The sequence below is a fragment of the Pseudomonas sp. Irchel 3E13 genome (genome assembly GCF_900187455.1).
Taxonomy (GTDB): domain Bacteria; phylum Pseudomonadota; class Gammaproteobacteria; order Pseudomonadales; family Pseudomonadaceae; genus Aquipseudomonas.
Genome location: NZ_FYDX01000013.1, coordinates 36,742 through 61,904, shown reverse-complemented (window position 1 = coordinate 61,904; position 25,163 = coordinate 36,742). Strand labels below are relative to the sequence as shown.

Genomic DNA, 25,163 nt, shown 5'->3' with positions numbered 1-25,163 from the left:
ATTCACCTGGCGACCCGGCGTACCGGGTCAGCCGTCTGTTCAATCAGCAGGTCACTGCGCGGATAAGTCCGGCAGGCCAGCGCATAGCCCTGCTCGCGTTCCTCGGGGGTGACCCGCGCGGTGCTGGTCGGGCCGCGATGGACCTCGCCTTCGAGCACGCGAATCTTGCACACGCCGCAGCCCCCGCCGCGGCAACCGACCTCGATGCAATGCCGGCCCTGGCGCTCCATGGCGCCGAGCAGCGATTCCTGCGGTTGCACCCGGAAGCTTTCGCCACTGGCCAGGCGCACCTGAAAGCCGTCGTCCATGCCCGTGCCTCCACCGTGTTGTCGTTATGGTTGTGGGTCCTGTAGGAGCGAGCTTGCTCGCGATGAGCGCGACGTCTGGTCTGGCGCCATCGCGAGCAAGCTCGCTCCTACCGGGGGGGGGCAGGGTTCTTTAAATACTCGCGGCAATTCGCTCGGCGCACGCCAGCGCCGCCGAGGTCATGATGTCGAGGTTACCGGCATACGCCGGCAGGTAATGCGCGGCGCCCTCCACTTCGAGGAACACCGACACTTTCAAGCCCTGCCGCCAACCCAGACCCGGCACATTCACCGGCGCCTCCAGGTCCTCGAACTGCACCGCCTGCTTGAGCCGGTAACCCGGCACATAACCCTGCACCCGCTCGACCATGGCCTGGACACTGGCGCTGATCGCGTCGCGGTCCGCCGGCTCGCACAGGACAAACACGCTGTCGCGCATGATCGGCGGCGGCTCGGCCGGGTTGAGGATGATGATCGCCTTGCCGCGCTCGGCCCCGCCCAGTTGCTCGATGGCGCGGCTGGTGGTTTCGGTGAACTCGTCGATATTGGCCCGGGTGCCGGGACCCGCAGAGCGGCTGGAAATCGAGGCGACGATCTCGGCGTAATGCACCCGCGTGACCTGGGACACCGCCTTGACGATGGGGATGGTCGCCTGCCCGCCGCAGGTCACCATGTTCAGGTTGCCGGCGTCGAGCTGGTCGTCCAGGTTGATCGCCGGGATCACGTAAGGGCCGAGCGCCGCCGGGGTCAGGTCGATGACCCGCACGCCGTGGGCCTGCAGCACCTGATTGTGGCGGGCATGGGCCTGAGCCGAGGTGGCGTCGAAGACGATGCCGATGTCCTTGAAACCCGGTAGCGCGAGCAGACCGTCGAGGCCGCCGTCGGTGGTCGCCACGCCCAGGCGGCGGGCCCGGGCGAGGCCGTCGGAGGCCGGGTCGATGCCGACCATCGCGGCCATCTCGACGTGATGCCCGTGGCGCAGCACCTTGATCATCAGGTCGGTGCCGATGTTGCCCGAACCGATGATCGCCACTTTGCTGCGTGTCGTGGTTGCGTTCATGGGATTCCCTGTGGTTGTCATTGTTCAGGAACCGCGAGGCTGGATTTCAAAGCCCTAGCGTCCGCGTTGCTTGGCGGTCTGCCCGGCGATGCCGAAGTGGCTGGCGGGGATCTCGTTGATGATGACCCGCACCGACTCCAGCGGCGCATCCAGCGCCTCGACCGCCGCCGCCGACAGCGCTTCGATCAGGCGCGCCTTCTGTTCCTCGCTGCGTCCGGCAATAAGGTGGACCTGCATGATGGGCATGGTGAATGCTCTCCGGTGAATTCAAACGAACCGCATGGACACGCTACCCAGATGCTGGAAGCGCACGTTGATGTTGTCGCCGGCTTCCACCGCTACCGCTTCGGTGACGCCGCCCGTGAGGATCAGGGTGCCGGCGGGAATTTCCCGACCGCGCTCGCCGAGCATGTTCGCCAGCATCGCCACGCTCTGCGCCGGATGGCCGAGCACCGCGGCGGCCGAGGCGGTGGCGACGATGCGCCCGTTGCGCTCCATGACCACGCCGAGGTTGCGCAGGTCCAGGCCCTGCACCGGCAGCGGCTGGCCGCCCAGCACATAACGCGCCGAGGAGGTGTTGTCGGCGATCACGCTCTTGAGGTCGAAGCGGAAGTTTTCATAGCGCGAATCGATCACTTCCACTGCCGGCAAGACGAATTCGGTGGCCGCCAGGACCGTGCCGATATGGCAGCCCGGACCGGACAGCGGCCGGTTGGTGACAAAGGCGATTTCCGCCTCGACCTTCGGGTGGATCAGCTCGCGGGTTTCGATCGTGCCGCCCTCGGGCACCGAGCCATAGTCGGTGATAAAGCCGTGGATCGGATCGATCACGCCCATCTGGCGCATCTTGGCGTGGGAGGTCAGGCCCATTTTCAGGCCGGCGATGCGCACGCCGCGTTGTTCCTTGATCGCGCGGATGGCGTCCTGGATGGCATAGGCGTCCTGCCAGTCCATGTCCGGGTAATCGTCGGTGATCTTGTGCACCGCGCTGACCGAACGCTCGGCGTTTTCCAGGTGGCGCGCCAGGTGTTCGATGGTCTGGGTATTCAGTGACATGTCGGGTTCCCCGTCGCTCAGATGAATCGCACGCTGGCCGAGCCGATGCCGCCCAGGCTCATGCGCAGGTTGTCGCCGGCCTTGACCGGCACCATGGCCGACAGTGCGCCGGAGAGGATCACTTCGCCGGCCTTCAGGCCCATGTCGAAGCGCCCCAGGGTGTTGGCCAGCCAGGCCACGGCGTTGGCCGGATGACCCAGGGCCGCGGCGCCGGCGCCGGTGTGGGCGATTTCGCCGTTGAGCTCCAGGGTCATGCCGGTCAGGCACAGGTCGATGGCATGGGGCGACACCGCCGCGTCACCGAGCACGAACAGCCCGGACGAGGCGTTGTCGGCGATGGTGTCCTGGATGGCGATTTTCCAGTCGCGAATGCGCGAGTCGACGATTTCGAAGCACGGCATCACGCATTCGGTGGCGCGCAGTACATCGGCGACGGTCACGCCCGGGCCGGACAGGTCGTGCTTGAGCAGGAAGGCGATCTCGCCTTCGGCCTTCGGTGCGATCAGGCTGGCGGCCTCGATGGCGGCGCCGTCTTCGCGCAGCATTGCCGAGGTGAGGTGGCCGAAGTCCGGCTGATCGACCTTCAACTGGGCCATCACCGCCGCGCTGGTGACGCCGATCTTCTTGCCGATGACGGTCTCGCCGTCTTCTTCCTGGCGCCGCGCCAACACCCGCAGTTGCAGGGCGTAGGCTTGTTCCAGGGTGATCTGCGGGAAGCGCGCGGTGAGCGGCTCGATCGCCTGGTTGTGCTTGAGTGCGCGGTACAGCTCGTCACTCACGGATTCAAATTGATTTGACTGCATGGGTACCTGCCATGGATGCCGTTTTGGGCCTGCCGCGGTCAGCGGCGGTGAAGCCAAGGTACGGTGGAGCAACAATGCAGTCCAATACTGTATAGTCACCGAACGATGCGTTTCATGCATTGTTGAATGTCGCATAAATCAGCCAGGGACATTGCGGATGGAAATCAGGCAGTTGCGTTACTTCGTCGCCGTTGCCGAGGCGCTCAACTTCAACCGTGCGGCCGAGCGCCTGCACCTTTCCCAGTCGGCCCTGAGCCGGCAGATCCAGCAATTGGAAGAAAACGTCTCGGCGGTGTTGCTGGAGCGCAACTCCAAGCGCGTGGCGCTGACCGAGGCCGGCGAATCCTTCTATCACCATGCCCAGCGCATTCTCGGCGAGCTGCAGTTCGCCGCCGAAGAATCGCGGCTGCTCTCCTCCGGCCAACGCGGCAGCCTGGCCATCGGCATTTTCGGTTCGTCGATCCTCGACCTGATTCCCCAGGTGCTCAAGCGCTTCACCGCGGCCTACCCTAGCGTGCACATCTCACTGCACCCGATGGACAAGGACGCGCAGATCCAGGCCCTGCGCGAACGGCGCCTGACCATCGGCTTCAATCGCCTGGTGCCGGTCGAGCCGGATATCGAACAGGAAGAAGTGCGCCAGGAGCCGCTGATGCTGGCCCTCGGCGAAGGCCATCCGTTGGCGGGCGAAGACTGCATCGACCTGGAGCAGATCCTCGACCAGCCGATGATTCTCTACCCCCGCGGCGTGCGCAGCAGCCTGGCGTTGCAGATCCGCGAGATGTTCGGCGAATACGGCGCGCAGCCGCACATCGCCCATGAAGTCACCGACGTCACCACCGCCATCGCCCTGGTCGGCGGCGGCATGGGGCTGAGCGTCGTGCCACGGGCGGCGACCAACCTGCGCTTGCCGGGGGTGGTCTATCGCGAGCTGGCCTGTCGGCGGCCGTCGCTGATCGAGTTGATCTGCCTGTACCGCAAAGGCGACCAGTCGCCGGTGTTGCAGGCGTTTCTGACTATCCTTCGTGAATTCCGCGAGACCGCCCCATGAACACGATCGACCAGTACCTGCAAGCCGCCGTCCGCGACAATACCCGTCGCAGCTACCGCTCGGCCATCGAACACTTCGAGGTGACCTGGGGCGGCTTTCTGCCCGCCACCGCCGACAGCATCGCCCGCTACCTGGCGGATTTCGCCGGCGAACACTCCATCAACACCCTGCGCCAGCGCCTTGCCGCGCTGGGGCAGTGGCATGTCAGCCAGGGCTTTCCCGACCCGACCAAGGCGCCGCTGGTGCGGCAGATGCTCAAGGGTATTCGCGCCCTGCACCCGGCACAGGAACGCCAGGCCGCGCCGCTGACCCTGGACCATCTGCAACGCACCATCAGCCACCTGCAACAGTGCGCCGAACAGGCCCAGCGCGATCAGGCGTTGCCAGCGCTGCTGCGCGCCCGACGGGATGCGGCGTTATTGCTGATCGGGTTCTGGCGCGGCTTTCGTGGCGATGAGTTGGCGCGCTTGCGCGTCGAGCACATCCAGGCCCAGGCCGGCGGCGGCATGTTGCTGTACCTGGCGCAGAGCAAGGGCGATCGCCAGGGACGCGGCGTCACCCACCGCATGCCGGCGCTGAAAAGCCTGTGTCCGGTGCAGGCGTACCTGGAATGGATTCGCGTGGCGGGAATCGCCCGTGGGCCGGTGTTCCGCAAGCTCGACCGCTGGGGCAACCTCGGTGAAGAAGCACTGAACAGCGGCAGCCTGATCGCGCTGTTGCGGCGGATCTTCGAAGGTGCCGGGCTGCCCGCCGAAACCTACAGCGCCCACTCGTTGCGGCGCGGCTTCGCCACCTGGGCCAGCAGCAACGGCTGGGACACCAAGGCGCTGATGAGCCATGTCGGCTGGCGCGACATGAAATCGGCGCTGCGTTATGTCGACGCCAGCGCCTCGTTCGGCGAGCTTGAGCTGTCAGCGCCGGTGATCCCGGCGCTGAGCCAGTTGCCGGACTGAATCAACCGCGCCGAGCGCTGTTCCACAAGCGGATGATGTCGCCCGCCCGGGCCGCCAGCAGCGGCGCGGCGTTGGCGCAGGCCTGTTGCAGGGTCATCGGACCGTTGGTGACGGCAAAAGCGGCGTCGATGCCGTGGCCATACAGTTCCTGATAGCCCTCGCCGAGGGTGCCGGCGATCACCACCACCGGTACGCCGTGGCGGCGGGCGATGCGGGCCACGCCGAACGGCGTCTTGCCGCGCAGGGTCTGGGCGTCGAAACGGCCTTCACCGGTGATGACCAGGTCGGCGCCCTGCACCGCCTGCTCCAAGCCCGCCAGTTCGGCGACCACTTCGATGCCCGGCCGGAACTGCGCGTCGAGAAATGCCTTGGCAGCGAAGCCCATGCCACCAGCGGCGCCGCAACCGGGGAAGTCCCGCACATCGCGGCCCAGCAGTTGCGCGCAGTGATCGGCAAAATGGCCGAGGGCGTGATCCAGCAGTTCGACCTGCTCGGGGTTGGCGCCCTTTTGCGGACCGAAGATCGCCGAGGCACCGTTGCTGCCGCACAGCGGGTTATCGACGTCCGCCGCCACTTCCAGGCGCACACCGGCCAGGCGCGGATCGAGGCCGCTGGCATCCAGGCGAGCGACCTGCGACAACGCCAGACCACCCTCCTCCAGCTCGCTGCCCTGAGCATCGAAGGTGCGCAGGCCGAGGGCGCGGAGCATGCCGCTGCCAGCGTCGTTGGTGGCGCTACCGCCGATGGCCAGGATGATCCGCTCGGCGCCGGCATCCAGCGCCGCGCCGATCAACTGGCCGGTGCCGAAGGTGCTGGTGCGGCAGGCGTCGCGTTGTTCCAGGGTCAGCAATTGCAGGCCGCTGGCCTGGGCCATCTCGATGATCGCGGTGCGGCTGTCGGCCAGCCAGCCCCAGTGCGCGCTGACCTCAAAGCCCAGCGGGCCGCGAACATTCAGCGCGCGCTGCTCACCGTGGCAGGCGGCAACGATGGCGTCCATGGTGCCTTCGCCGCCGTCGGCCATCGGGCAGCAAATCAGTTGTGAGTCCGGCAGCACCGCGGCGATGCCCTCGGCAATGGCGGCGGCGACCCCTTCGGCGCTGAGGCTGTCCTTGAACGAGTCAGGGGCGATGACGATTTTCATGAGGAACTCCTTTTGCAGATGCCTGCATGCTGCCAGTTGCCGCAGTGGCGGGCCTCGGTCGAGTGCACAAGATCGGCGGTGGTTGTTTGGTCAGTTGGACAACAGCCGCTGCCTGAGGTGTAGGAGCGAGCTTGCTCGCGATCCGCCAACACCCTGACAAGCCCCCCTGCTTACTCCGCCGCCAACAACTGCAACCCCAGATACAAACTCAACATCCCTTCGAGCCGCAACGGGTCCACCCCGCTCAACTCGCCGATCCGCTCCAGCCGGTAACGCAGGCTGTTGCGGTGAATGCCCAGCGCTTCGGCGCAGGCCTGGCTCTGACCGTCATGGGCACACCAGGCGCGCAGGGTGGCGAGCAACTGGCCGCTGACGTCCTTGACGCGGATGCGCTGCAAGGGTTCCAGCAGTTCATCCAGAGCGTCATCCTGGCGATGGCGCCAGAGCAATGCCGGCAAGCGGAAACGGGCCAACGTCAGCAGGCGCTCATCAGGCACGACGTCTTGCCCGTAGGCCAGCAGGTCGCGCACGCGGCGGTAACCTCGGCGCAGTTTGTCCACGCCATCGGCGACGCCGCCCACTGCCAGGCGCTGTACCTGCCAGCCCTGGCCCTGGAGCTTTTCCAGCAGCCGCGCTTCATCCAGCACCAGCGTCGCCGGGCGGCACCAGAGCAGCGATTGCCGCGCCGGGCTTACGCACCAACTGTCCGGGTAACGCTGCATCAGCCACACCGACAGCGCTTCCGCGCCCGGACCTTCGTCCAGTTCGAACAGGCAGGGAATCCGCGGCAGTTGCGGTTTCAGGCCCAGTTGCCGGGCTTCGTCCACCAGCCGCGGCGCGTCGCCGCTGCCGCCCAGCAACAAGGCCAGCAGGTCGTCGCAGCGCTGGCGACGCCATTGCTGTTCGACTTGCAGGTGACGCTGGGCCAGGAGCATTTCCGCGGTCATCCGCACCAGTTCGGCGTAGGTGCGCAGTTGCTGCGGCTCGCCGGTGATGCCGAGCACGCCGATCAGCCGGCCATCGAGCATCAGCGGCAGGTTGACCCCCGGCTGCACGCCCTTGAGGCATTTGGCGGCTACGCTGTCGATTTCGACGATGCGTTCGTTGGCCAGCACCAGTTGCGCGCCTTCGTGACGGGTGTTGATGCGCTGGCGCTCGCCACTGCCGAGGATCAGGCCCTGGCTGTCCATGACATTGACGTTGTGGGGCAGAATCGCCATCGCCCGGTCGACGATGTCCTGCGCCAGGTCATGGTCCAGTTCGAACATGCGCGGTTCCTTGAAGGTCTACAGGTTGGTCGGCAGCACAGCAGTGCGCCGTAAATGCTGTGCAAAAGCACAAAGACAGGGCTCCTGCGCTGGTCGAGACTTCGTTGAAGCGCCCGCCTCGCCGCGGGATGCCGCACAACCATAACAACAGAGAGAGAATCATGTCATCCAGCCCTGCCTCTGACCACGGCCACGACATCAACCGCGACGCGCTGTACCGGCGCATCACCCTGCGGCTGATCCCCTTCATCTTCATCTGCTACCTGTTCAACTACCTCGACCGGGTCAACGTTGGCTTCGCCAAGTTGCAGATGCTCGATGCCCTGAATTTCAGCGAAACCATCTACGGCCTCGGCGCCGGGATCTTCTTCATCGGTTATGTGCTCTGCGGCCTGCCCAGCAACCTGGCGCTGAACCGTTTTGGCCCGCGGCGCTGGATCGCGCTGATGATGATCACCTGGGGCACGCTGTCGACCTGCCTGTTGTTCGTCACCACGCCGACCGAGTTCTATGTGCTGCGCCTGTTCACCGGCGCCGCTGAAGCCGGGTTTTTCCCGGGTATCGTGCTGTACCTCTCGCAGTGGTTCCCGGCCCAGCGCCGCGGCCGCATCATGGCCCTGTTCATGTCGGCGATCCCGGTGTCGGGGCTGCTTGGCGGGCCGTTCTCGGGCTGGATCCTCAACCATTTCGCCGCAGGCCAGGGCGGCCTCGCCGGCTGGCAGTGGATGTTCCTGATCCAGGGCCTGCCGACCGTGGCGCTGGGCTGCATGGCGGTGTTCCTGCTCAGTGACGGCTTCACCAAGGCCGGCTGGCTCAGCCCGGCCGAGCGCCAGGCGGTGGCCGCCGACCTGCAGCAGGACGCGGCGAACAAGCCGGGCACGGTCAGCGATGGCCTGATGTCGGTGCTGACCAACCCGCTGATCTGGACCTTCGGTTTCGTCTACTTCTGCATCCAGAGCGGTGTCTACGCGATCAACTTCTGGCTGCCGTCGATCATCAAGAGCCTCGGTTTCAGCGATGCCCTGCTGATCGGCTGGCTGAGCGCCATTCCGTACCTGCTGGCCGGCGTATTCATGTTGCTGGTGGGCCGCTCGGCGGACCTGCGCAATGAGCGGCGCTGGCATCTGGTGGTGCCGATGCTGATGGGCGCCATCGGCCTGCTGATCGCGGTGAACTTCGCCCATAACCCGGTCATCGCCATCCTCGGCCTGAGCATCGCCACCATGGGTGCCCTCACCGGCCTGCCGATGTTCTGGCCGATGCCCACCGCCCTGCTCAGCGCCGGCACGGCCGTTGCGGGCCTGGCGATCATCAACTCGGTCGGGCAGATGGCCGGTTTCCTCAGCCCGTACCTGGTGGGCTGGATCAAGGACCAGACGGGCTCGACCGATGCGGCGCTGTATTCGCTGGCGGGATTGATCGTGTTTGGCAGCCTGGTGGCGTTGCGGGTGTCGCGGAATCGGCAAGGGGCGGCGGTTACTGCCCGGTAGGGTTTGATCCAGGAGAGCCTCATCGCCGGCAAGACCGGCTCCCACGGGTAGGGAGCTGGCTTGCCAGCGATGCTTTTCCCCCTGTACAACACCCCTTCCATACCGCGAAGGGGCTTTCGATCATGATCTACCGTCCTCTCGGCCGCAGTGGCCTGCAAGTCTCCGCCCTGACCCTGGGCAGCATGATGTTCGGCGAGCAGACCCGTACCGAGGATTCTCTGCGCATCATCGACAAAGCCTGGGACCAGGGTGTCAATTTCATCGACACGGCGGACGTCTATAACGCCGGCCGCTCGGAAGAAATCGTCGGCGAAGGCATCGCCCGCCACCGCCACGACTGGGTCCTCGCCACCAAGGTCGGCTATGGCCCGGCAGACGGCGTGCCGAACCGCAGCGGGCTGTCGCGCAAGCATATCTTCAACGCCATCGAAGCCAGCCTGACCCGCCTCGGCACCGATTACCTGGACATCTATTACCTGCACCGCGAAGACCACGCCACGCCGCTGGACATCACCGTCTCGGCCATCGGCGATCTACTGCGCCAGGGCAAGATCCGTCATTGGGGCGTGTCCAACTTCCGTGGCTGGCGCATCGCTGAAATCTGCAACCTGGCCGAGCGTCTCGGCGTACCGAAGCCGGTGGTCAGCCAGCCGCTGTACAACATCGTCAATCGCCAGGTCGAGACCGAGCAACTGGCCGCGGCGGCGTTTCATGGTCTCGGCGTGGTGCCGTTCAGTCCGTTGGCCCGCGGCGTGCTCAGCGGCAAGTACGCGCCCAATGCCGAACCCGAGGCCGGCAGCCGCGCGGCGCGGCAGGACAAGCGCATCCTCGAAGTGGAATGGCGGGCTGAATCCCTGGCCATCGCCCAGAAAATCCAGGCCTACACCCAGGCCAAAGGCGTCGGCATCGTCGAGTTCGCCATCGCCTGGGTGCTGAACAACCAGTCGGTCAGTTCAGCGATCGTCGGCCCGCGCACCGAAGCCCAGTGGGACACCTACGGCGGCGCGCTGGAGGTGAAGATCAGCGCCGAGGACGAAGCCTTCATCGATTCGCTGGTCACTCCGGGCCACCCGTCGACCCACGGTTTCAATGACGTCGCCCACTTCGTCAGTGGACGCCTGCCACGCTGAGCTCGTTGCCCAGCAGGTGACTGATCGCGGCCTTGAGTTTCATTGGCCGCACCGGTTTGTGCATCAGGGTGTGGCCCAGTTCACGCACCTGCTGTTTGAGTTCGTTGCTGTAGTTGGCGGTGATCATCAGTGCCGGCAAGGGTGAAACCCGCCGCGCATTGATCGCCGCCACCGCTTCCAGGCCGTTGCGGTCGTGGTCCAGGTGGTAATCCACGATCAGCAGCCCGGCTTCGGCTTCGTCCGCCGGTAATTGTCCGGCCAGGTCTTCCTCGTTCAACGCCGTACTGACCCGGCAGCCCCATTGCTCCAGCAAGGTGCGCATGCCGGCACAGATGGCCGCGTCGTTATCCAGCACCCAAATCCGCGCGCCTTCCAGACGCTCCAGCAGCGGCATCACCTCCGGCACCGGCTCCCGGGCCCGTGGCACCTGGCGGCTGAGCGGCACCTCGATGGAAAACACCGAGCCCTTGCCCGGCGTCGAGCGCACCTGGATACGGTGGCCGAGAATCCCGGCGATTTTCTCGACGATGGCCAGGCCCAGGCCGAGGCCACGGTCCTGGTCCGGACGCTGGGAATCGCCGCGCTTGAACTCCTGGAAAATCTCTTCGCGCTTGTCCAGCGGAATGCCGATGCCGGTGTCCCAGACTTCGATCCACAAGCGCCGTCCGCGCCGCCGGCAGCCCAGCAGCAGGCGGCCTTGCGGGGTGTAGCGAATGGCGTTGCTGAGCAGGTTGCGCAGGATCCGCGCCAGTAGCTGGATATCGCTGCGCACCCGCAGGCCGGTCGGCACATAGTGCAGGCGCAGGCCCTCGCTGGCGGCGGTGGCGGCGTATTCGGCAGCGAGGTTGTCGAGCAGGTCGCTGACGGCAAAGGTGGCGACATCGGCCTTGATCACCCCGGCATCCAGCTTGGAGATGTCCACCAGGGTGCCCAGCAGCGATTCCACATCATCCAGCGCGTTGCTGACGTTGCGCACCAGCGCCGGGCTGTTGCTCTGCTCCTGCAACGCGCTGGTGAACAGGCGCGCGGCGTTGAGCGGTTGCAGCAGGTCGTGGCTGACTGCGGCGAGGAACTTGGTCTTCGACAGGTTGGCCTGGTCGGCCTCCTGCTTGGCATCGCGCAGCCGCGCCTCGGCGCGCCGGCGCTCCTCGATTTCCTTCAGCAATTGCTGGTTGAGCTGAGTCAGTTCGGTGGTACGCTCGCGTACCCGCACCTCCAGGTGCTGGTATGCCTGGTGCAAGGCCTCGGCGGTGCGGCGACGTTCGGTGATGTCGCGGATCAGCACGAAAATCCCGACCACCTCGCCATTGGGCAGGCTGTTGGGCACATAGGAGCGCAGCATGTAGCGCTCCTGGCCGTGGGCGTTGGTCTCGGCGAACTCGAAGGTCACGCTCTCCCCGGCCAGGGCCTGGCCGATGTAGGTTTCCAGGCGCTGGTAATGCTCGGCGCTGTGCACGTCGCGCAGGCGCTGGCCGAGCATCGCCGCGTGCGGCCAGCAGTACCACTGCTCGTAGACCTTGTTGGTGAATTCGTAGACCAGATCGGCATTGAGGTAAGCGATCAGCGCCGGCACCTGGTCGGTAATCAGGCGGATCCAGCGCTCGCTTTCGCTCAGGGCCTCGGCGTGCTGGTAGCGCTCGGTGATGTCGGTGAAGGTGTTGACGAAGCCGCCGGTGGGCAGCGGATGGGTGCGGATTTCCAGCATGCGTCCGTCGTACAGGCGCTGCTCCAGTTCCCGCGTTGGCCGGCCGTTGCAGTCACGGGTGGCCGGGGTCAGCAAGGCCAGCTCGCTGTCGCCGATCACGTCGGCGAACTGCCGGTGCGCGGCGATCGGCGCCAGCCCGCTGAGTTCCAGGAAGCGCCGGTTCCACAGCTCCAGCACGCCGTCGGCATTGACCATCGCCACGCCCTGGGACAGGTTGTCCACCGCGCGCTGCAACAGGTGGGATTTCTGCGCCACCGCTTGCTCGCGGCGCTGGGTTTCGCTGTGCTTGACCTCGGTAATGTCGGTCAGCAGCACCACGCGCCCGCCGCCCTGGGTCGGGCGTTCGCTGACCTGCAGCCAGCGCCCGTCCTTGAGCCGGTACAGCAGGTTTTCGTCGTTGATATTGCGCGGCTCTTCGGTGAACAGCCCGGTGCGCAGCATCAGCCGGCGCACCTCCGACAGGTGCATGCCGCTGATGATGCGGATCCGGCTGTTGGCCCAAAGCGCCTTGAAGCGCTGGTTGAACAGGACGATGCGCAGGTCGGTGTCGAACAGCACGAAGGCATCGGAAATGCTCTCGATGGCGTCCACCAGGTACTGGTGCGCGGTCTCGGCGCGCATCCGCGCATCGCTGAGCAGATGGTTGCTGGCCTTGAGTTCGGCCATGGCCTGGTTGAGTGCGTCGGTACGTTCGCGCACTTGCTCGGCCAGGGTCACCGAGTGCTGGAACGCCGCGTAGGAGTCGTCCGGGCGCGCCGCCCCCGACTCCAGGCGCTCGATCAACGCCGCGTTGATGCGGCTGAGCTTGTGGTTTTCGTGACGCAGTTGCTCGATCAGCAACCGCGCTTCAGTCAAATCGCCGGGCACGGGACCGTCCGATGGCAACGCCGGTGAAGGTCTGGTTGATGTGCATGCCATTGAACTGTTCTCCGTAGGAGTTGAAACCCACCACCGCGTGCTTGCGCAGGATCGCCTCGACGTGGTCGGTCTGCGGCGTGCCGTCCAGTTCCAGGCGGCGCAGGAAGCAGTCGCAGCCGATGGTCAGCAGCAGGTCGCCGAGCCGCTCGCAGAGGCCGTCGAACAAGGTATTCAGGTTCGGCACCAGCGGCCCGGGGCTCATGGCGGTGAGGACGATGCCGTTCTCCACGGCGCAGTAGAAGCTCAGGCTGAAATCGTCGTGCACCCGCTGGATGGCGCGCACGTAATAGCGCTCGTTGATCCGCACCGCCAGCGGGTGGGCGGCGAAGGTGCGCAGGTCGAGCTGGTCCACCGGCACGCCGATCAGTTGCGCGTATTCCAGGGCGGCGGGCTCGGCGTTCAGTTCGTAGACCCGGCGCAGGGTGCGGTCGGCGCGGGTCACCACCAGTTTTTCGGCGCGGGGCTGGATGTGGTGGGTGGTGAACACTTCGAAATCCAGCCAGGTGTTGACCAGCAGCACCACCGCCGCGCTGTTGTGGAAGACGCCGTCGTAGTAGACGTGGGTGCGGTTGAGGTAATTGTCGTCGCCGGCCGAGCCGCCAAAGTGCGGGATGTCGCCCAGGGCGGCGTTGAGCGCGGCGAGGAGCATTTCTTCGCGACTGGACAGGCCGTCGAGCAAGGTCAGGGCGAAGCTGTGGCCCTTGATCGGCGCCAGGGTGTTGCCACGGCACTCGTTGACCAGCCGTTCGACGCAGCGCTGGGCGTCGATCAGGCTGAAATCGTGCATCGGCGCGATCAGTTCAGCGGCGATGGAAAACTGCCGATGGTCGAAGCCCAGTGCGGTAATGCAGCCGCGACCATAGCCTTCCGGGGTGATTTCACCGGCGCTGGTGCAGCCGGCCAGGCGGATCCCGCCAAAACTTTCCTGCAGCGCCTGGGCCAGGGCCGGCAGGTCGTATTCGGCGGAACAGAAGAACAGGACGAAGCCCAGGTGCGGGTGCATCAATTGCCGGGCGAGGTCCTGGGCAGCCTCCTCGGCGTCAATGGCACGGGATACAGCACTGAGGACGCCTTCGGCGTTGGACTGCGACATAAGCAGCCTCCAGCGTATTGGGAATGGATGCCGGCAGTGTACGAAGCGAGGGGATGGGGCCGAATGCTACTTGGGTAGGGGGTGGTGGTGGCATTGGTTGTAGAGCGCAGGCCGGGGAAAACACCGCGCAACAGAACTCCAGCCGGCAGGATGCGCCTTGCCGAGCTGAAGCCCTGTCACGCGGTGGTGGGGTTTACCAGGTCAGAACAGCACCGACGGCGAAGGTGTCGGTGTCTTCGTTTTGCGTGTTGCCTTCATGGCCGTTGATTTCGAACTGGTTGTACTCGGCCACCAGCTTGAGGTTGTCGTTGATGGTGTGGAACAGCGCGATACCGCGGGTTTCGTAGTCGGCGCCGGTGTTCACCGCGCCGTTGCCGTCGTCCTTGGTCTTGCCGTAGGACAGTGCCAGGCGGTTTTTGCCCAGGGTGTACGAGCCCTGCAGCAGGTAGCCCTTGCTGTCCACTTCGCGCAGCGTGGCTTCGCCGGCGTTGTTGGTGAAGAACGGGTTGATGCCTTTGGCGGTGAAGCCGGAGCCGGTCAGCGAGAAGTCACCCATCTTGGCCTGCACGCCGTAACCCACGCCTTTGGAGGTCACGCTGTCGACGTTGTGATCGGTGTTGTCCGAGGTCTGGTAGCTGCCGTTGAGCCAGCTATAGATCTTCGCGCCACCCAGATCGAACTGGTAGGTGATCTCGCTCTCGGTGCGTGGGTTCTTCTGGTAAGCCTTGCCGACCGCGCTGTCGTCGTTGGTATCGACCGGGTCCATGATGCCCACGGCAACCCGCAACCCTTCCATCACCGGCGTGCGGTAGGTGATCTGCGACGTCGGGAACGGGTACGGGTAGCCGCTGCCGATGTTGCCGAAGGACACGCCGCCGCCGTCCACCAGGCCGAGGGTGTCGCTGACCTGGCCATAACCGGCCAGCAGTTCGTCGAGCAGGATGTTGGAGCGGGCGAACAGGCCGAAGTCCTTACCGATCAGCACTTCACCCCACTCGGGGTTGGCCACGGTGCCGTAGAACTGACGAACGTCGATGGCGGTGTCGGTGCCGTTCTGTTCGCTGTCGTTGATGGTTACCCAGAACGAGGCGCGACCGCCCAGCTTCAGGTCGCCCATCTGCTTGGTCATGTTGAAACCCAGGTAGTTGGGCAGGAAGCCCATCTTCACCCGCGACTGGCGACGGTCGTACTGCTCGCCATCACGGTCCACATCGCTGTTGACGTAGAAGGCGTTGACGTAGCCGTCGGTGGAGAAGGTCGTCTCATCCTTGTCGTACAGCATGATTTCGGCTTGAGCCAGCGGGACCAGGCCAAAGGTGGCGAGGCCAGCCAAAAAGGGCAGGAAACGGGCATTGGCATTCTTATTGTTGTGCATGACGCTCTCCGCGAACGTTGGGGACGGTTGTCGGGAGGGATTATCGAAAGCCGACAGCCGGTGCCCTACGCTGCATTGGACGCAAGCGGGCGCTGCTTTGGCCGGGGCCGGGAACGCGCCGGCCGAGGGAACTAATCCCCTGTGCTAGCGGGTCACAAGGCTAAAGTGTCGACACCGCTGACGAAGGTCGCGGTTGCACATGCAAAAATGCAGATTGCTATTGCAGTTTTGCGGATTGAACTCGGCAAATTTGCACTGTTACGATCCGGACGATCCTTGACCGCTCGTCCACACCGTGACAAATCACGTGGAAAATCAATAACAAAGCAGGGAGACAGCGATGACCGCGCAAGCTCAAGCACCGGCCACTTCAGACACCGACAACGCCCAGGTACTGGCCGACGTCCGCAACCATATCGGCCACCTGACCCTCAACCGCCCCGCCGGCCTCAACGCCCTGACCCTGCAGATGGTTCGCAGCCTGCGCCTGCAACTGGAAGCCTGGGCCATCGACCCGCAGATCCACGCCGTGGTGCTGCGCGGCGCGGGGCCCAAGGGCTTCTGTGCCGGTGGCGATATCCGCTCGCTGTACGACAGCTATAAAAGCGGCGCCACGCTGCACCGCGACTTCTTCATCGAGGAATACGACCTCGACCAGTTCATCCACCACTACCGCAAGCCGATCGTGGCCTTGATGGACGGTTTCACCCTCGGCGGCGGCATGGGCCTGGCCCAGGGCGCCGAGTTGCGCGTGGTCACCGAGCGCAGCCGCCTGGCGATGCCGGAAGTCGGTATCGGTTACTTCCCGGATGTCGGCGGTAGCTATTTCCTGTCGCGCATCCCCGGCGAACTTGGCACCTATCTGGGCGTCACCGGCGTGCAGGTGCAGGCCGCCGATGCCCTGTATTGCGGCCTGGCCGACTGGTACGTCGACAGTGACCAACTGGGCGCCCTCGACCAGGGTTTCGATGGCATCAGGTGGAGCGAATACCCGCTCAAGGACCTGCAAGGCGTGCTCGCCAGCCTTGGCACCCAGACCCTGGTCGATCCGCCGCTGGCCGACTTGCGCCCGGCCATCGACCACTTCTTCGCCCTGCCCGATGTCGCCAGCATGATCGAACAACTGCGTAGCGTGACCGTCGGCGACAGCCATGAGTGGGCGCTGAAGACCGCCGACCTGATGGAGACCCGCTCGCCGCTGGGCATGGCGGTGACCCTGGAGCTGCTTCGTCGGGGCCGGCGCTTGAGCCTTGAAGAGTGTTTCAGAATGGAGCTGCACCTGGACCAGCAATGGTTCGATCACGGCGACCTGATCGAAGGCGTGCGCGCCCTGCTCATCGACAAGGACAAACAACCGCGCTGGAACCCCGCCACTGTCGCCGGTCTGAAGCCTCAGCGGGTCGACCAATTCTTCGAAGGCCTGTGAGGGCTGGAGTACGCACATGCAAGACCTGGAACTGACTGAAGAACAGATCATGATTCGCGACATGGCGCGGGACTTCGCCCGTGGCGAGATCGCGCCCCATGCCCAGGCCTGGGAAAAGGCCGGCTGGATCGACGATGGCGTGGTCGCCAAGATGGGCGAACTCGGCCTGCTCGGCATGGTGGTGCCGGAAGACTGGGGCGGCAGCTACACCGACTACGTCGCCTACGCCCTGGCGGTGGAAGAAATCGCCGCCGGCGACGGCGCCACCGGCGCACTGATGAGCATCCACAACTCGGTGGGCTGCGGTCCGCTGCTCGCCTACGGCAGCGATGAACAGCAACAGGCCTGGCTGCCACGCCTGGCCAGCGGTGAAGTGATCGGCTGCTTCTGCCTGACCGAACCGCAGGCCGGTTCCGAAGCCCACAACCTGCGCACCCGCGCCGAACTGCAGGATGGCCACTGGGTCATCAATGGCGCCAAGCAGTTCGTCAGCAATGCCCGCCGGGCCAAGCTGGCCATCGTCTTCGCGGTGACCGACCCGGACCTTGGCAAGAAAGGCATCTCGGCCTTCCTCGTGCCCACCGACAATGCCGGCTTCGTGGTCGATCGCAGCGAACACAAGATGGGTATCCGCGCCTCCGACACCTGCGCGGTGACCCTGAACAACTGCCGTATTCCCGAGGCCAACATCCTCGGCCAGCGTGGCAAGGGCCTGGCGATTGCCCTGTCCAACCTCGAGGGTGGCCGCATCGGCATTGCCGCCCAGGCCCTGGGCATCGCCCGCGCCGCGTTCGAAGCGGCGCTGGTGTATTCCCGCGAGCGCATCCAGTTCGGCAAACCGATCAACGAACACCAGAGCATCGCCAACCTGCTGGCCGACATGCAGGTGCAGATCAACGCCACCCGCCTGCTGATCCTCCACGCCGCCCGCCTGCGCAGCGCCGGCAAACCCTGCCTGAGCGAAGCCTCCCAGGCCAAGCTGTTCGCCTCGGAAATGGCCGAGCGCGTCTGCTCCATGGCGATCCAGGTGCATGGCGGTTACGGCTATCTGGAGGATTACCCGGTGGAGCGTTACTACCGGGATGCGCGGATTACCCAGATCTATGAAGGCTCGAGCGAGATTCAACGGATGTTGATTGCGCGGGAGTTGAAAAACTATCCGCTGTGACCACGACCTCCCCCCTCCCGGTAGGAGCGAGCTTGCTCGCGAATCGCTATCAGCGGCGGTGTTGCTGATGGACTCATCGCTGGCAAGCCAGCTCCCAGAGGACCGATCCCTGTGGGAGCCGGCTTGCCGGCGATAGCGCTCTCAGCTCCCCCACACCTTCTGCGCCTTGGGCGCCTCGGCGAGAATGGCATTCACCGCGGACCCGACCTCGTCCACCGACCACAACGCGCCCTTGTCGCGGGTCACGCCGGTCCGCCAGCCATCGCCCAGCGAAATCCGTCCGCCCTGGCTTTCGAACACCTGGCCGCTGACATGCGCCGACTGTTCGCTGCCCAGCCACACCACCAGCGGTGCGACGTTTTCCGGGGCCCAGGCGTCGAAGCTGCCGTCATCGGGCTTGCGCACCACGTCCGGCATGGCGCTTTCGGTCATTGCGGTACGCGCCGCCGGGGCCAGGGCGTTGGCGGTGACGCCGTAACGCGCCAGTTCCGCCGCCTGCACCAAGGTCAACGCGGCAATCCCGCCCTTGGCCGCCGAGTAGTTGGACTGGCCGATGGAACCCTGCAAACCCGCCCCCGAGCTGGTGTTGATGATGCGCGCGGCCACCGGCGTGCCGGCCTTGGCCAGGTCGCGCCAGCGGCGACCGAGGATGTTCGCCAGGCAGTAATGCCCTTTCAAATGCACGCGCATCACCAGGTCCCAGTCTTCTTCCGACAGGCTGATAAACATGCGATCCCGCAACACGCCGGCGTTGTTGACCAGCACGTGCACTTCGCCAAACGCCGCCAGCGCCGCGTCGACGATGCGCTGGGCGCTGTCGAGGCTGGTGATGTCGTCGCTGTTGGCGATGGCGCGGCCGCCATTGCCGACGATTTCCCCGGCCACATCCTGCGCCGCTTCGGCACGGATATCGTTGATCACTACATTGGCGCCCTCGGCCGCGAAGGCCAGGGCGTAGGCGCGGCCGAGGCCGCCGCCGGCACCGGTGATGATCACCGTCCGGCCGTTACAGATAGCCATGGTCTGACTCCTTGATTCAAAGACGTTCGATGATCGTGACGTTGGCCTGGCCACCGCCCTCGCACATGGTTTGCAGGCCGTAGCGACCGCCGCTGCATTCCAGTTCGTTGAGCAGCGTGGTCATCAGCCGTGCACCCGTGGCGCCCAGCGGGTGACCGAGGGCGATGGCGCCGCCGTTGACGTTGGTCCGCGCCGGGTCGTAATCCAGTTCCTTGGCCCAGGCCATGACCACCGAGGCGAACGCCTCGTTGATCTCCACCCGGTCGATGTCGCTCATGCGCAGCCCGGTCTTTGCCAGGGCGCGACGGGTCGCCGCGATCGGCGCGGTGAGGTGCCAGATCGGGTCGTCGCCGAGCACCGTCAGGTGATGGATGCGCGCCCGCGGGGTCAGGTCGTAGCGTTTGAGCGCCGCCTCCGACACCACCAGCAGCGCCGCCGAGGCGTCACAGGTCTGGCTCGATACCGCGGCGGTGATCGACGGGAAACGCGGGTCCACCGGTTGCAACTCGGCCATTTTCGCCAGGCTGGTCTGCCGTGGTGTTTCGTCTTCGCTCAGCCCTTCACAGGCGACGATTTCCCGAGCGAAGCGCCCACTTTCCCGTGCAGCCAGAGCGCGCTGGTGGCTTTCCAGGGCGAAAGCTTCCATCTGCTCGCGGCTGATTCCCCAGTGATCGGCGATCCGCTGCGCGGCGTAGAACTGGTCCACCGGTTGCGTACCGAAACGGGCGCGCCAGCCGTGGCTGCCGGAAAACGGATCGGCGAAGCCCAGCGGCTGGCCGGCCAGCATCGCCGAGGAAATAGGGATGCGGGTCATGGTCTGCACGCCGCCGACGGCGACCACATCCTGGGTGCCGCTCATCACCGCCTGGGCGGCGAAATGCACGGCCTGCTGCGACGAACCGCACTGGCGATCCACCGTGGTGCCCGGCACCGACAGCGGCAGGCCGGCGGCCAGCCAACTGGTGCGGGCGATGTCGCCGGCCTGGGCGCCGATGGTGTCGACGCAACCGAAGATCACGTCGTCATAGTCTTCCGCCGGGATCGCATTGCGTTGCACCAGCGCCTTAAGCACATGGGCGCCGAGGTCGATGGCGTGCACCTCGGACAGCGCGCCCTTGCGCTTGCCGGTGGGGCTGCGCAGGGCATCGACGATATAGGCTTCTGGCATCGCTCAGTCCTCGAAGGTGTGGCCCGGCCCCAGCCGGGCGGCATCAGCGAACAGGTACTCGCCGACACGGGATTTATGGAAACCGCGATCGCCCCACGACGCATCGAGGGCCCAGGCGCGTTTCATGAACATCTGCAAGTCGACTTCCCAGGTGTACCCCATGGCGCCATGCACCTGGATGCCTTTGCGCGCCGCCAGCCAACTGGCTTCGCAGCAGGCCAGGCGCGCCTGCGACACCCACAGCGAGGCCGAGGCATCGCCGCGCGCCAGACCGTGGGCGGCGCGGTAGAGCACCGGTTTGGCCTGTTCGATCTGCCGCGCAACGTCGGCCAGGTGGTGCTTGACCGCCTGGAAGCTGCCGATCGGCTTGCCGAACTGCTTGCGCTGGGCGACGTAGTCCACCGACAGGTCGAGCATGCGCTGGGCGAGGCCGAGCAGTTGCCCGGCCACCGACAACGCGCCGCGGTCGAGCAATTGCGCCTGCACTGCCCTGCCCTTCGCGCCACCGACCAGCAAGGTCGCCGGCGTCGGGTTCCAGGTGACTCGGCCGAGCCGGCGCGAGGCATCGATGCTCGGGTTGGCCTCGACGTCCACCGCCGCCCGCTGCAGCAGGTGGATTTCATCGCCATGGGGCAGGATCAGCACCTCGGCCAATTGCGCGTCGCTGACCAGCGGGTTGATCGGATGCCCGATGGCCAGGCGCAGGCTGCCTTCGCCGATACGCGGCAGCAGGCTGGCCCGGGCCGGATGACCCGGGTCGAGCGCGGCCAGCAGGCCAACGGCGACGTAGGCGGTATCGGCCAGGGAATCGGGAATGGCGTAGTAGCCCAGTTCCTGGGTCATCAGTGCCCAGGCCACGTCGTCCATGCCCAGGCCGCCGTCCTCTTCGGGAATCGACAGGGCGGTGAGGCCCTGGGCGGCAATCTTGTTGCGCAGGTCGGGCGAACGCCCGGCGTCGGTTTCCCAGATCTCGCGGAGCATTTCCGGAGCGGCTTCGGTCATCAGGAAACGGCTGATGGCCTCGCGGAAGGCGAGCTGGTCATCGTTGAAAGTGAAGTCCATGGCCGCTCCTTACTTCGGCAGGCCGAGCATGCGCTCGGCGATGATGTTGCGCTGAATCTCGTTGGTGCCGGCGTAGATCGGCCCGGCCTGGGCAAACAGGAAGCCCTCCAGCCAGTGCGCCGCGTCGCCGGCGGCCGGTGCGCCGGCAATCAGTTCGGCACGGGCGCCGAGCAGGCGCATGGCGGTCTCGTGCATCTTCAAATCGAGTTCCGACCAGATGATCTTGTTGATGCTCGACTCGGCGCCGATCTGCTCGCCGCGGCCCAGCCGGCCCACGGTGTGGTAGGCCGACAGCGCATAGGCTTCGGCGCCCATCCAGCACTCCAGCACCGCGTCGCGCAGCCCCGGATCACGCTCGGCGGCGGCGGGCTCGGCCTTGAACAGTTCGACCAGCTTGCGCGCGGTGTACTGGAAGCGGGCGGGCGAACGCAGCAGCAGGCCGCGCTCGAAACCGGCGGTGGCCATCGCCACGTGCCAGCCCTGCCCTTCGGCGCCGATCAGGTTGCCCACCGGCACCCGCACATCGTCGAAGAACACTTCGGCGAAGGCGTCCTTGCCGTTCAGCGCCTTGATCGGGCGAATGCTCACGCCCTCGGCATTCAGCGGCACCATCAGGAACGACAGGCCATGGTGGCGGCTGGAGCCCGGCTCGCTGCGGAACAGGCCGAACAGCCAGTCGGCGAAGGTGGCGCGGGTGGACCAGGTCTTCTGGCCGTTGATCACGTAGTGATCGCCGTCGCGCACCGCCTTGCTGGTGATCGCCGCCATGTCCGAGCCGGCGTTGGGCTCGGACCAGCCCTGGGCCCACATGTCGACGCTGGCGGCCATGCGCGGCAGGAAGTGTTTTTTCTGCGCCTCGGTGCCGAATTCCATCAGGGTCGGGCCCAGCAGCAACTGGCCGTTCTGGTTGACCCGCATCGGCGCGCCGGCGCCGTAATACTCTTCCTCGAAGATCAGCCACTCGATCAGGTCGCAGCCGCGCCCGCCGAGTTCGGCCGGCCACATCACCATCGACCAGCGGCTGTCGAACAGCTTCGCTTCCCAGGCCCGGTGTTGTTCGAAACCTTCGCGGGTGTCGTAGCTGGCCAGCGGTTCGCGTGGCAGGTTATTCGCCAGCCAGGCACGCACTTCGGCGCGGAAGGCTTGTTGTTTGGGGGTATAGGTCAGTTCCATGGCGCCTCCTCAGAACTTCGCTTCGCGTTTTTCGACGAAGGCGCGACGGGTTTCCGCCGAGTCCGGGCTGGTGTACGCCTGCAGGGTGAAACCCTGCTCCCAGCGGTACTTGTCTTCCAGGTTGCCGTCCTCGATGCCGTTAAGGGCCTCCTTGGCGATGCGGATCATGCCCGGGCTTTTCGCGGCGATGCGCGCGGCGATTTCCAGGGCGGTTTCGCGCAGTTGCTCCTTGCTGACCAAGCGCTCGATAAAGCCGTATTGCATGGCTTCGCGGGCGCCGATGGTGTCGCCGGTGAAGAACAGGTAGCGAACCTTCTGCAGCGGGAACAAGCGTTGCAGGTGGGCGCCGCCGCCCATCGCGCCGCGGTCCACTTCCGGCAAGGCGAAGGTCGCGCATTCGGCGGCGACGACGATATCCGCCGCGCCGGTGATGCCAATGCCGCCACCGAGGACGAAGCCGTGCACCGCGACGATCACCGGCACCGGGCAACGGTGCACGGCCTTGAAGGTGGCGTAGTTGCCGGCGTTGACCTCGACGATGCGCTCGGGATGGGCGTCCAGTTCCTTGATATCGACGCCGGCGCAGAAGCCGCGGCCTTCGGCACGGATGACGATGACCCGGACCTCGGGGTTGGCCCCGAGGCTGTCGATTTCACGGGCCAGGGCGTTCCATTCCTGGCTGTCGAGGGCGTTGACCGGGGGTTTGGCGATCACGAGTTCCGCGATCCCCTGTTGAAGCTGAGTGCTGAATGCCTGGGTCACAGGGGTTCTCCAATACTGATGGGCTGATTCGCTGGGCGTTGGCTGCCTTGTCGGGCGAGCAAGCTGTCGAAGCACTGTTCGGCCTCGCGGGCGATGCCTTCGATCACCTCTTGGCAACTGAGCAGTTCACCGATGGCAGCGGCCACCTGGCCGCTGGGCAGGATGCCGTCGTCGGGCTGGCCGTCGACCATCGAGCGCTGCAACAGCACCGGCTGGTTGGCGGCCATGACCACCTGCGACAGCGCCGACGGGTCTTCCCGCAGCGCACGCAGGAACACCCCGGCCATATGGCCGAGGCTCATGCCGGTGTGCTGTTTCCACTGCCAGGCACTGCCGAGGGCGATGCGCAGGCGGCCGAAGGGCCCGGCCTGTTCGAGGTGATTGATGAAGCGGTTTTCGATCATGCGGTGGCGCATGCCGTCCACCGCCGTGGTGACCCGCACCTGTTGCGGGTCGTTGACCTTCAGGTAGCGTTCCAGCGTCGCTTTCGGCGTCGGTGATTCGCGGGTCATCAGAAAGCGCGTGCCCATGGCGATGCCCGCCGCGCCGGCCGCCAGCGCCGAGGCCAGGCCGCGGCCGGTGGCGAAACCGCCGGCGGCGATCACCGGCACCGTGACCGCGTCCAGCACCTGGGGCAACAGGATCGAGCTGGGCACGCCGCCGGTATGACCGCCGCCCTCGCCGCCCTGAATGGTGATCATGTCGGCGCCCAATTCCACCGCCTTGATCGCATGCTTGAGCGCGCCGACGGTGGGAATGCACAGCACCTGGGCGGCCTTGAAGCGAGCGATGGTCTGTTTGTCCGGGCCGCGGCCGTAGCTGACCGCACGCAGGCGATAGGCGATGGCGAGGTCAACGCACTGCGCGGCGTTGTCCTGGAACATATGGAAATTCAGGCCGAAGTTGCTGCCGCCGGTGGCGTCGATCACCTGGCGGATTTCTCCCTCCAGCTCATGGGCGGGAATGGTCGCCCCGGCGAGAAAGCCAAAGCCGCCCGCGCGGGTGGTGGCGATCACCAGATTGGCGTCGGCGACCCAGCCCATGGCGGTCTGCACGATGGGATAACGGCAGCCCAGCGCTTCGGTCAACGGAGTCTGCAGCCAGCCGCTCATGCGCCATCGCTCCCGGCGGCGGCCGCCTGTTTGTTGGCCTGGGCCATGCCCTTGGCGTCGAAGCCGCCGAGCTTGTCGCCCGACAGCAATTCGTTATGGGCGTGGGCGAAGTGGTGCCAGGCGAACGCCGCGTCCATGGCCGTGCGCTTGCCTTGCAGGTCTTCGACGTGGTTGATCGCCTGTTTGGTCAGGGCCAGACCCATGCGCGGCTGGCGGGCGATGGTCGCCGCCATGGCGTAAGTGGTGTTTTCGAGGTCGTCGCGGGGCACCACGCGGTTGAGCATGCCCATCTGGTAGGCGCGCTCGGCGCTCATGCGGTCGCCGCAAAAAAGGAATTCCTTGGCGATGCGCGGGTTCAATTCATAAGGGTGGGCGAAGTACTCGACCCCCGGAATACCCATGCGCACCACCGGATCCTGGAAGAACGCGTCGTCGCTGGCGACGATCAGGTCGCAGACCCAGGCCAGCATCAGCCCGCCCGCGACGCAGGCGCCCTGGACCATGGCGATGGTCGGCTTGGGCAACTCGCGCCAGCGCCGGCACATGCCCAGGTAAACCTCCTGCTCGCGGGCGTACAACTGCTCGCCGCCAGGCTTGTTGGTGTGGTCCCACCACAGGTGGGCGCGCTCGAACGGCTTGTCGATGTCGCGCCCCGGCGTACCGATATCGTGGCCGGCGGAAAAATGCCGGCCCGCGCCGCGCAGCACGATCACCTTGACCCCGTCGTCGTCCACCGCCCGGCGCAGGGCGGCGTCGAGGGCGTAGGTCATCTGCGAGTTCTGCGCGTTGTTGAAGTTGGGCCGGTTCAGGGTGACGCTGGCGATGCCGTCGGCCACCTCGTACAGCACCGGCTCGTCGGTCTCGTAGGCCGACCGGTCCTGGCGCACGACGAATTCGCTGTCGTTGCTGTGCATGTTCGCGCTC

Annotated in this window: 23 protein-coding genes; 6 read left to right on the top strand and 17 right to left on the bottom strand. The window is 65.9% G+C overall.

The window, feature by feature from the left end; translation table 11 throughout:
* Window positions 1–2 precede the first annotated feature (2 nt).
* The 5 genes from CKW37_RS22390 to CKW37_RS22370 all read right to left on the bottom strand — a co-directional run bounded on the left by CKW37_RS22390 (window position 3) and on the right by CKW37_RS22370 (window position 3,224).
* On the bottom strand, window positions 3–308 hold the full coding sequence (locus CKW37_RS22390) for a 2Fe-2S iron-sulfur cluster-binding protein (RefSeq protein WP_095158448.1): 306 nt from the start codon (window positions 306–308) through the stop codon (window positions 3–5).
* 130 nt (window positions 309–438) lie between these two features.
* The gene (locus CKW37_RS22385) at window positions 439–1,365 is read right to left on the bottom strand and encodes an acetaldehyde dehydrogenase (acetylating) (RefSeq protein ID WP_095158447.1); all 927 of its coding nucleotides are present in this window, start codon (window positions 1,363–1,365) and stop codon (window positions 439–441) included.
* A gap of 54 nt (window positions 1,366–1,419) precedes the next feature.
* Complete coding sequence (locus CKW37_RS22380; protein WP_095158446.1) at window positions 1,420–1,611, bottom strand: 2-hydroxymuconate tautomerase; 192 nt, start codon at window positions 1,609–1,611, stop codon at window positions 1,420–1,422.
* A gap of 21 nt (window positions 1,612–1,632) precedes the next feature.
* Window positions 1,633–2,421 carry a 2-oxo-3-hexenedioate decarboxylase gene (dmpH, locus tag CKW37_RS22375; protein WP_095158445.1) on the bottom strand — a complete coding sequence of 263 codons (789 nt, stop codon included), beginning with the start codon at window positions 2,419–2,421 and terminating at the stop codon, window positions 1,633–1,635.
* Window positions 2,422–2,438: 17 nt separating this feature from the next.
* Window positions 2,439–3,224: a fumarylacetoacetate hydrolase family protein gene (locus CKW37_RS22370; RefSeq protein ID WP_095158444.1), complete on the bottom strand. Its 786-nt coding sequence runs from the start codon at window positions 3,222–3,224 to the stop codon at window positions 2,439–2,441.
* 157 nt (window positions 3,225–3,381) lie between these two features.
* On the opposite strand from CKW37_RS22370, the gene CKW37_RS22365 reads away from it, so the two are divergent.
* Window positions 3,382–4,275, top strand: coding sequence for a LysR family transcriptional regulator (locus CKW37_RS22365; RefSeq protein ID WP_095158443.1), 894 nt, complete (start codon window positions 3,382–3,384; stop codon window positions 4,273–4,275).
* Window positions 4,272–5,228, top strand: coding sequence for a site-specific integrase (locus CKW37_RS22360; protein WP_095158442.1), 957 nt, complete (start codon window positions 4,272–4,274; stop codon window positions 5,226–5,228). The genes CKW37_RS22365 and CKW37_RS22360 overlap by 4 nt, the downstream gene beginning before the upstream one ends.
* Window position 5,229: 1 nt before the next feature.
* On the opposite strand, the gene CKW37_RS22355 is transcribed toward CKW37_RS22360, so the two are convergent.
* Both CKW37_RS22355 and CKW37_RS22350 read right to left on the bottom strand, forming a co-directional pair.
* The gene (locus CKW37_RS22355) at window positions 5,230–6,369 is read right to left on the bottom strand and encodes a glycerate kinase (RefSeq protein WP_095158441.1); all 1,140 of its coding nucleotides are present in this window, start codon (window positions 6,367–6,369) and stop codon (window positions 5,230–5,232) included.
* Window positions 6,370–6,539: 170 nt separating this feature from the next.
* Window positions 6,540–7,637 (bottom strand): sugar diacid recognition domain-containing protein, encoded by a 1,098-nt coding sequence (locus CKW37_RS22350; protein WP_095158440.1) that lies wholly within the window; start codon window positions 7,635–7,637, stop codon window positions 6,540–6,542.
* Between the two features lie 161 nt (window positions 7,638–7,798).
* Here CKW37_RS22350 and CKW37_RS22345 point away from each other — a divergent pair, with 161 nt between their 5' ends.
* Together CKW37_RS22345 and CKW37_RS22340 are read left to right on the top strand one after the other, a co-directional pair.
* Window positions 7,799–9,127, top strand: coding sequence for an MFS transporter (locus CKW37_RS22345; RefSeq protein ID WP_095158439.1), 1,329 nt, complete (start codon window positions 7,799–7,801; stop codon window positions 9,125–9,127).
* Between the two features lie 122 nt (window positions 9,128–9,249).
* Window positions 9,250–10,257, top strand: a complete 1,008-nt coding sequence (locus CKW37_RS22340; protein ID WP_095158438.1) for an aldo/keto reductase — start codon at window positions 9,250–9,252, stop codon at window positions 10,255–10,257.
* Here CKW37_RS22340 and nahK read toward each other — a convergent pair.
* From nahK to CKW37_RS22325, 3 genes are all read right to left on the bottom strand, one after another.
* Window positions 10,235–12,880: a hybrid sensor histidine kinase/response regulator NahK/ErcS' gene (nahK, locus tag CKW37_RS22335; RefSeq protein WP_095158437.1), complete on the bottom strand. Its 2,646-nt coding sequence runs from the start codon at window positions 12,878–12,880 to the stop codon at window positions 10,235–10,237. The two genes, CKW37_RS22340 and nahK, sit on opposite strands and share 23 nt — an antisense overlap.
* Complete coding sequence (gene nosP, locus CKW37_RS22330; protein WP_095158533.1) at window positions 12,810–13,973, bottom strand: nitric oxide-sensing protein NosP; 1,164 nt, start codon at window positions 13,971–13,973, stop codon at window positions 12,810–12,812. Before nosP ends, nahK begins: the two co-directional genes overlap by 71 nt.
* Window positions 13,974–14,166: 193 nt before the next feature.
* On the bottom strand, window positions 14,167–15,348 hold the full coding sequence (locus CKW37_RS22325) for a porin (protein WP_095158436.1): 1,182 nt from the start codon (window positions 15,346–15,348) through the stop codon (window positions 14,167–14,169).
* A 340-nt stretch (window positions 15,349–15,688) separates the two neighbouring features.
* Here CKW37_RS22325 and CKW37_RS22320 point away from each other — a divergent pair, with 340 nt between their 5' ends.
* On the top strand, window positions 15,689–16,774 hold the full coding sequence (locus CKW37_RS22320; RefSeq protein WP_095158435.1) for an enoyl-CoA hydratase/isomerase family protein: 1,086 nt from the start codon (window positions 15,689–15,691) through the stop codon (window positions 16,772–16,774).
* A gap of 16 nt (window positions 16,775–16,790) precedes the next feature.
* Window positions 16,791–17,942, top strand: a complete 1,152-nt coding sequence (locus CKW37_RS22315) for an acyl-CoA dehydrogenase family protein (RefSeq protein ID WP_095158434.1) — start codon at window positions 16,791–16,793, stop codon at window positions 17,940–17,942.
* Between the two features lie 141 nt (window positions 17,943–18,083).
* Here CKW37_RS22315 and CKW37_RS22310 read toward each other — a convergent pair whose 3' ends face one another.
* Genes CKW37_RS22310 through CKW37_RS22280 form a run of 7 tightly spaced genes read right to left on the bottom strand, consistent with a single transcriptional unit; the run spans window position 18,084 to window position 25,153 of the window.
* Window positions 18,084–18,962: an SDR family oxidoreductase gene (locus CKW37_RS22310; RefSeq protein WP_095158433.1), complete on the bottom strand. Its 879-nt coding sequence runs from the start codon at window positions 18,960–18,962 to the stop codon at window positions 18,084–18,086.
* Window positions 18,963–18,978: 16 nt separating this feature from the next.
* Window positions 18,979–20,130, bottom strand: coding sequence for an acetyl-CoA C-acetyltransferase (locus tag CKW37_RS22305; protein ID WP_095158432.1), 1,152 nt, complete (start codon window positions 20,128–20,130; stop codon window positions 18,979–18,981).
* Between the two features lie 3 nt (window positions 20,131–20,133).
* Entirely contained in the window at window positions 20,134–21,192 is a 1,059-nt protein-coding gene (locus CKW37_RS22300) for an acyl-CoA dehydrogenase family protein (protein WP_095158431.1), read from the bottom strand.
* A 9-nt stretch (window positions 21,193–21,201) separates the two neighbouring features.
* Window positions 21,202–22,365, bottom strand: a complete 1,164-nt coding sequence (locus tag CKW37_RS22295; RefSeq protein ID WP_095158430.1) for an acyl-CoA dehydrogenase family protein — start codon at window positions 22,363–22,365, stop codon at window positions 21,202–21,204.
* A gap of 9 nt (window positions 22,366–22,374) precedes the next feature.
* On the bottom strand, window positions 22,375–23,127 hold the full coding sequence (locus CKW37_RS22290) for an enoyl-CoA hydratase family protein (RefSeq protein WP_095158429.1): 753 nt from the start codon (window positions 23,125–23,127) through the stop codon (window positions 22,375–22,377).
* Complete coding sequence (locus CKW37_RS22285) at window positions 23,124–24,239, bottom strand: nitronate monooxygenase family protein (RefSeq protein WP_095158428.1); 1,116 nt, start codon at window positions 24,237–24,239, stop codon at window positions 23,124–23,126. Before CKW37_RS22285 ends, CKW37_RS22290 begins: the two co-directional genes overlap by 4 nt.
* Window positions 24,236–25,153: an enoyl-CoA hydratase gene (locus CKW37_RS22280; RefSeq protein WP_095158427.1), complete on the bottom strand. Its 918-nt coding sequence runs from the start codon at window positions 25,151–25,153 to the stop codon at window positions 24,236–24,238. The genes CKW37_RS22285 and CKW37_RS22280 overlap by 4 nt, the downstream gene beginning before the upstream one ends.
* Window positions 25,154–25,163: the final 10 nt, after the last annotated feature.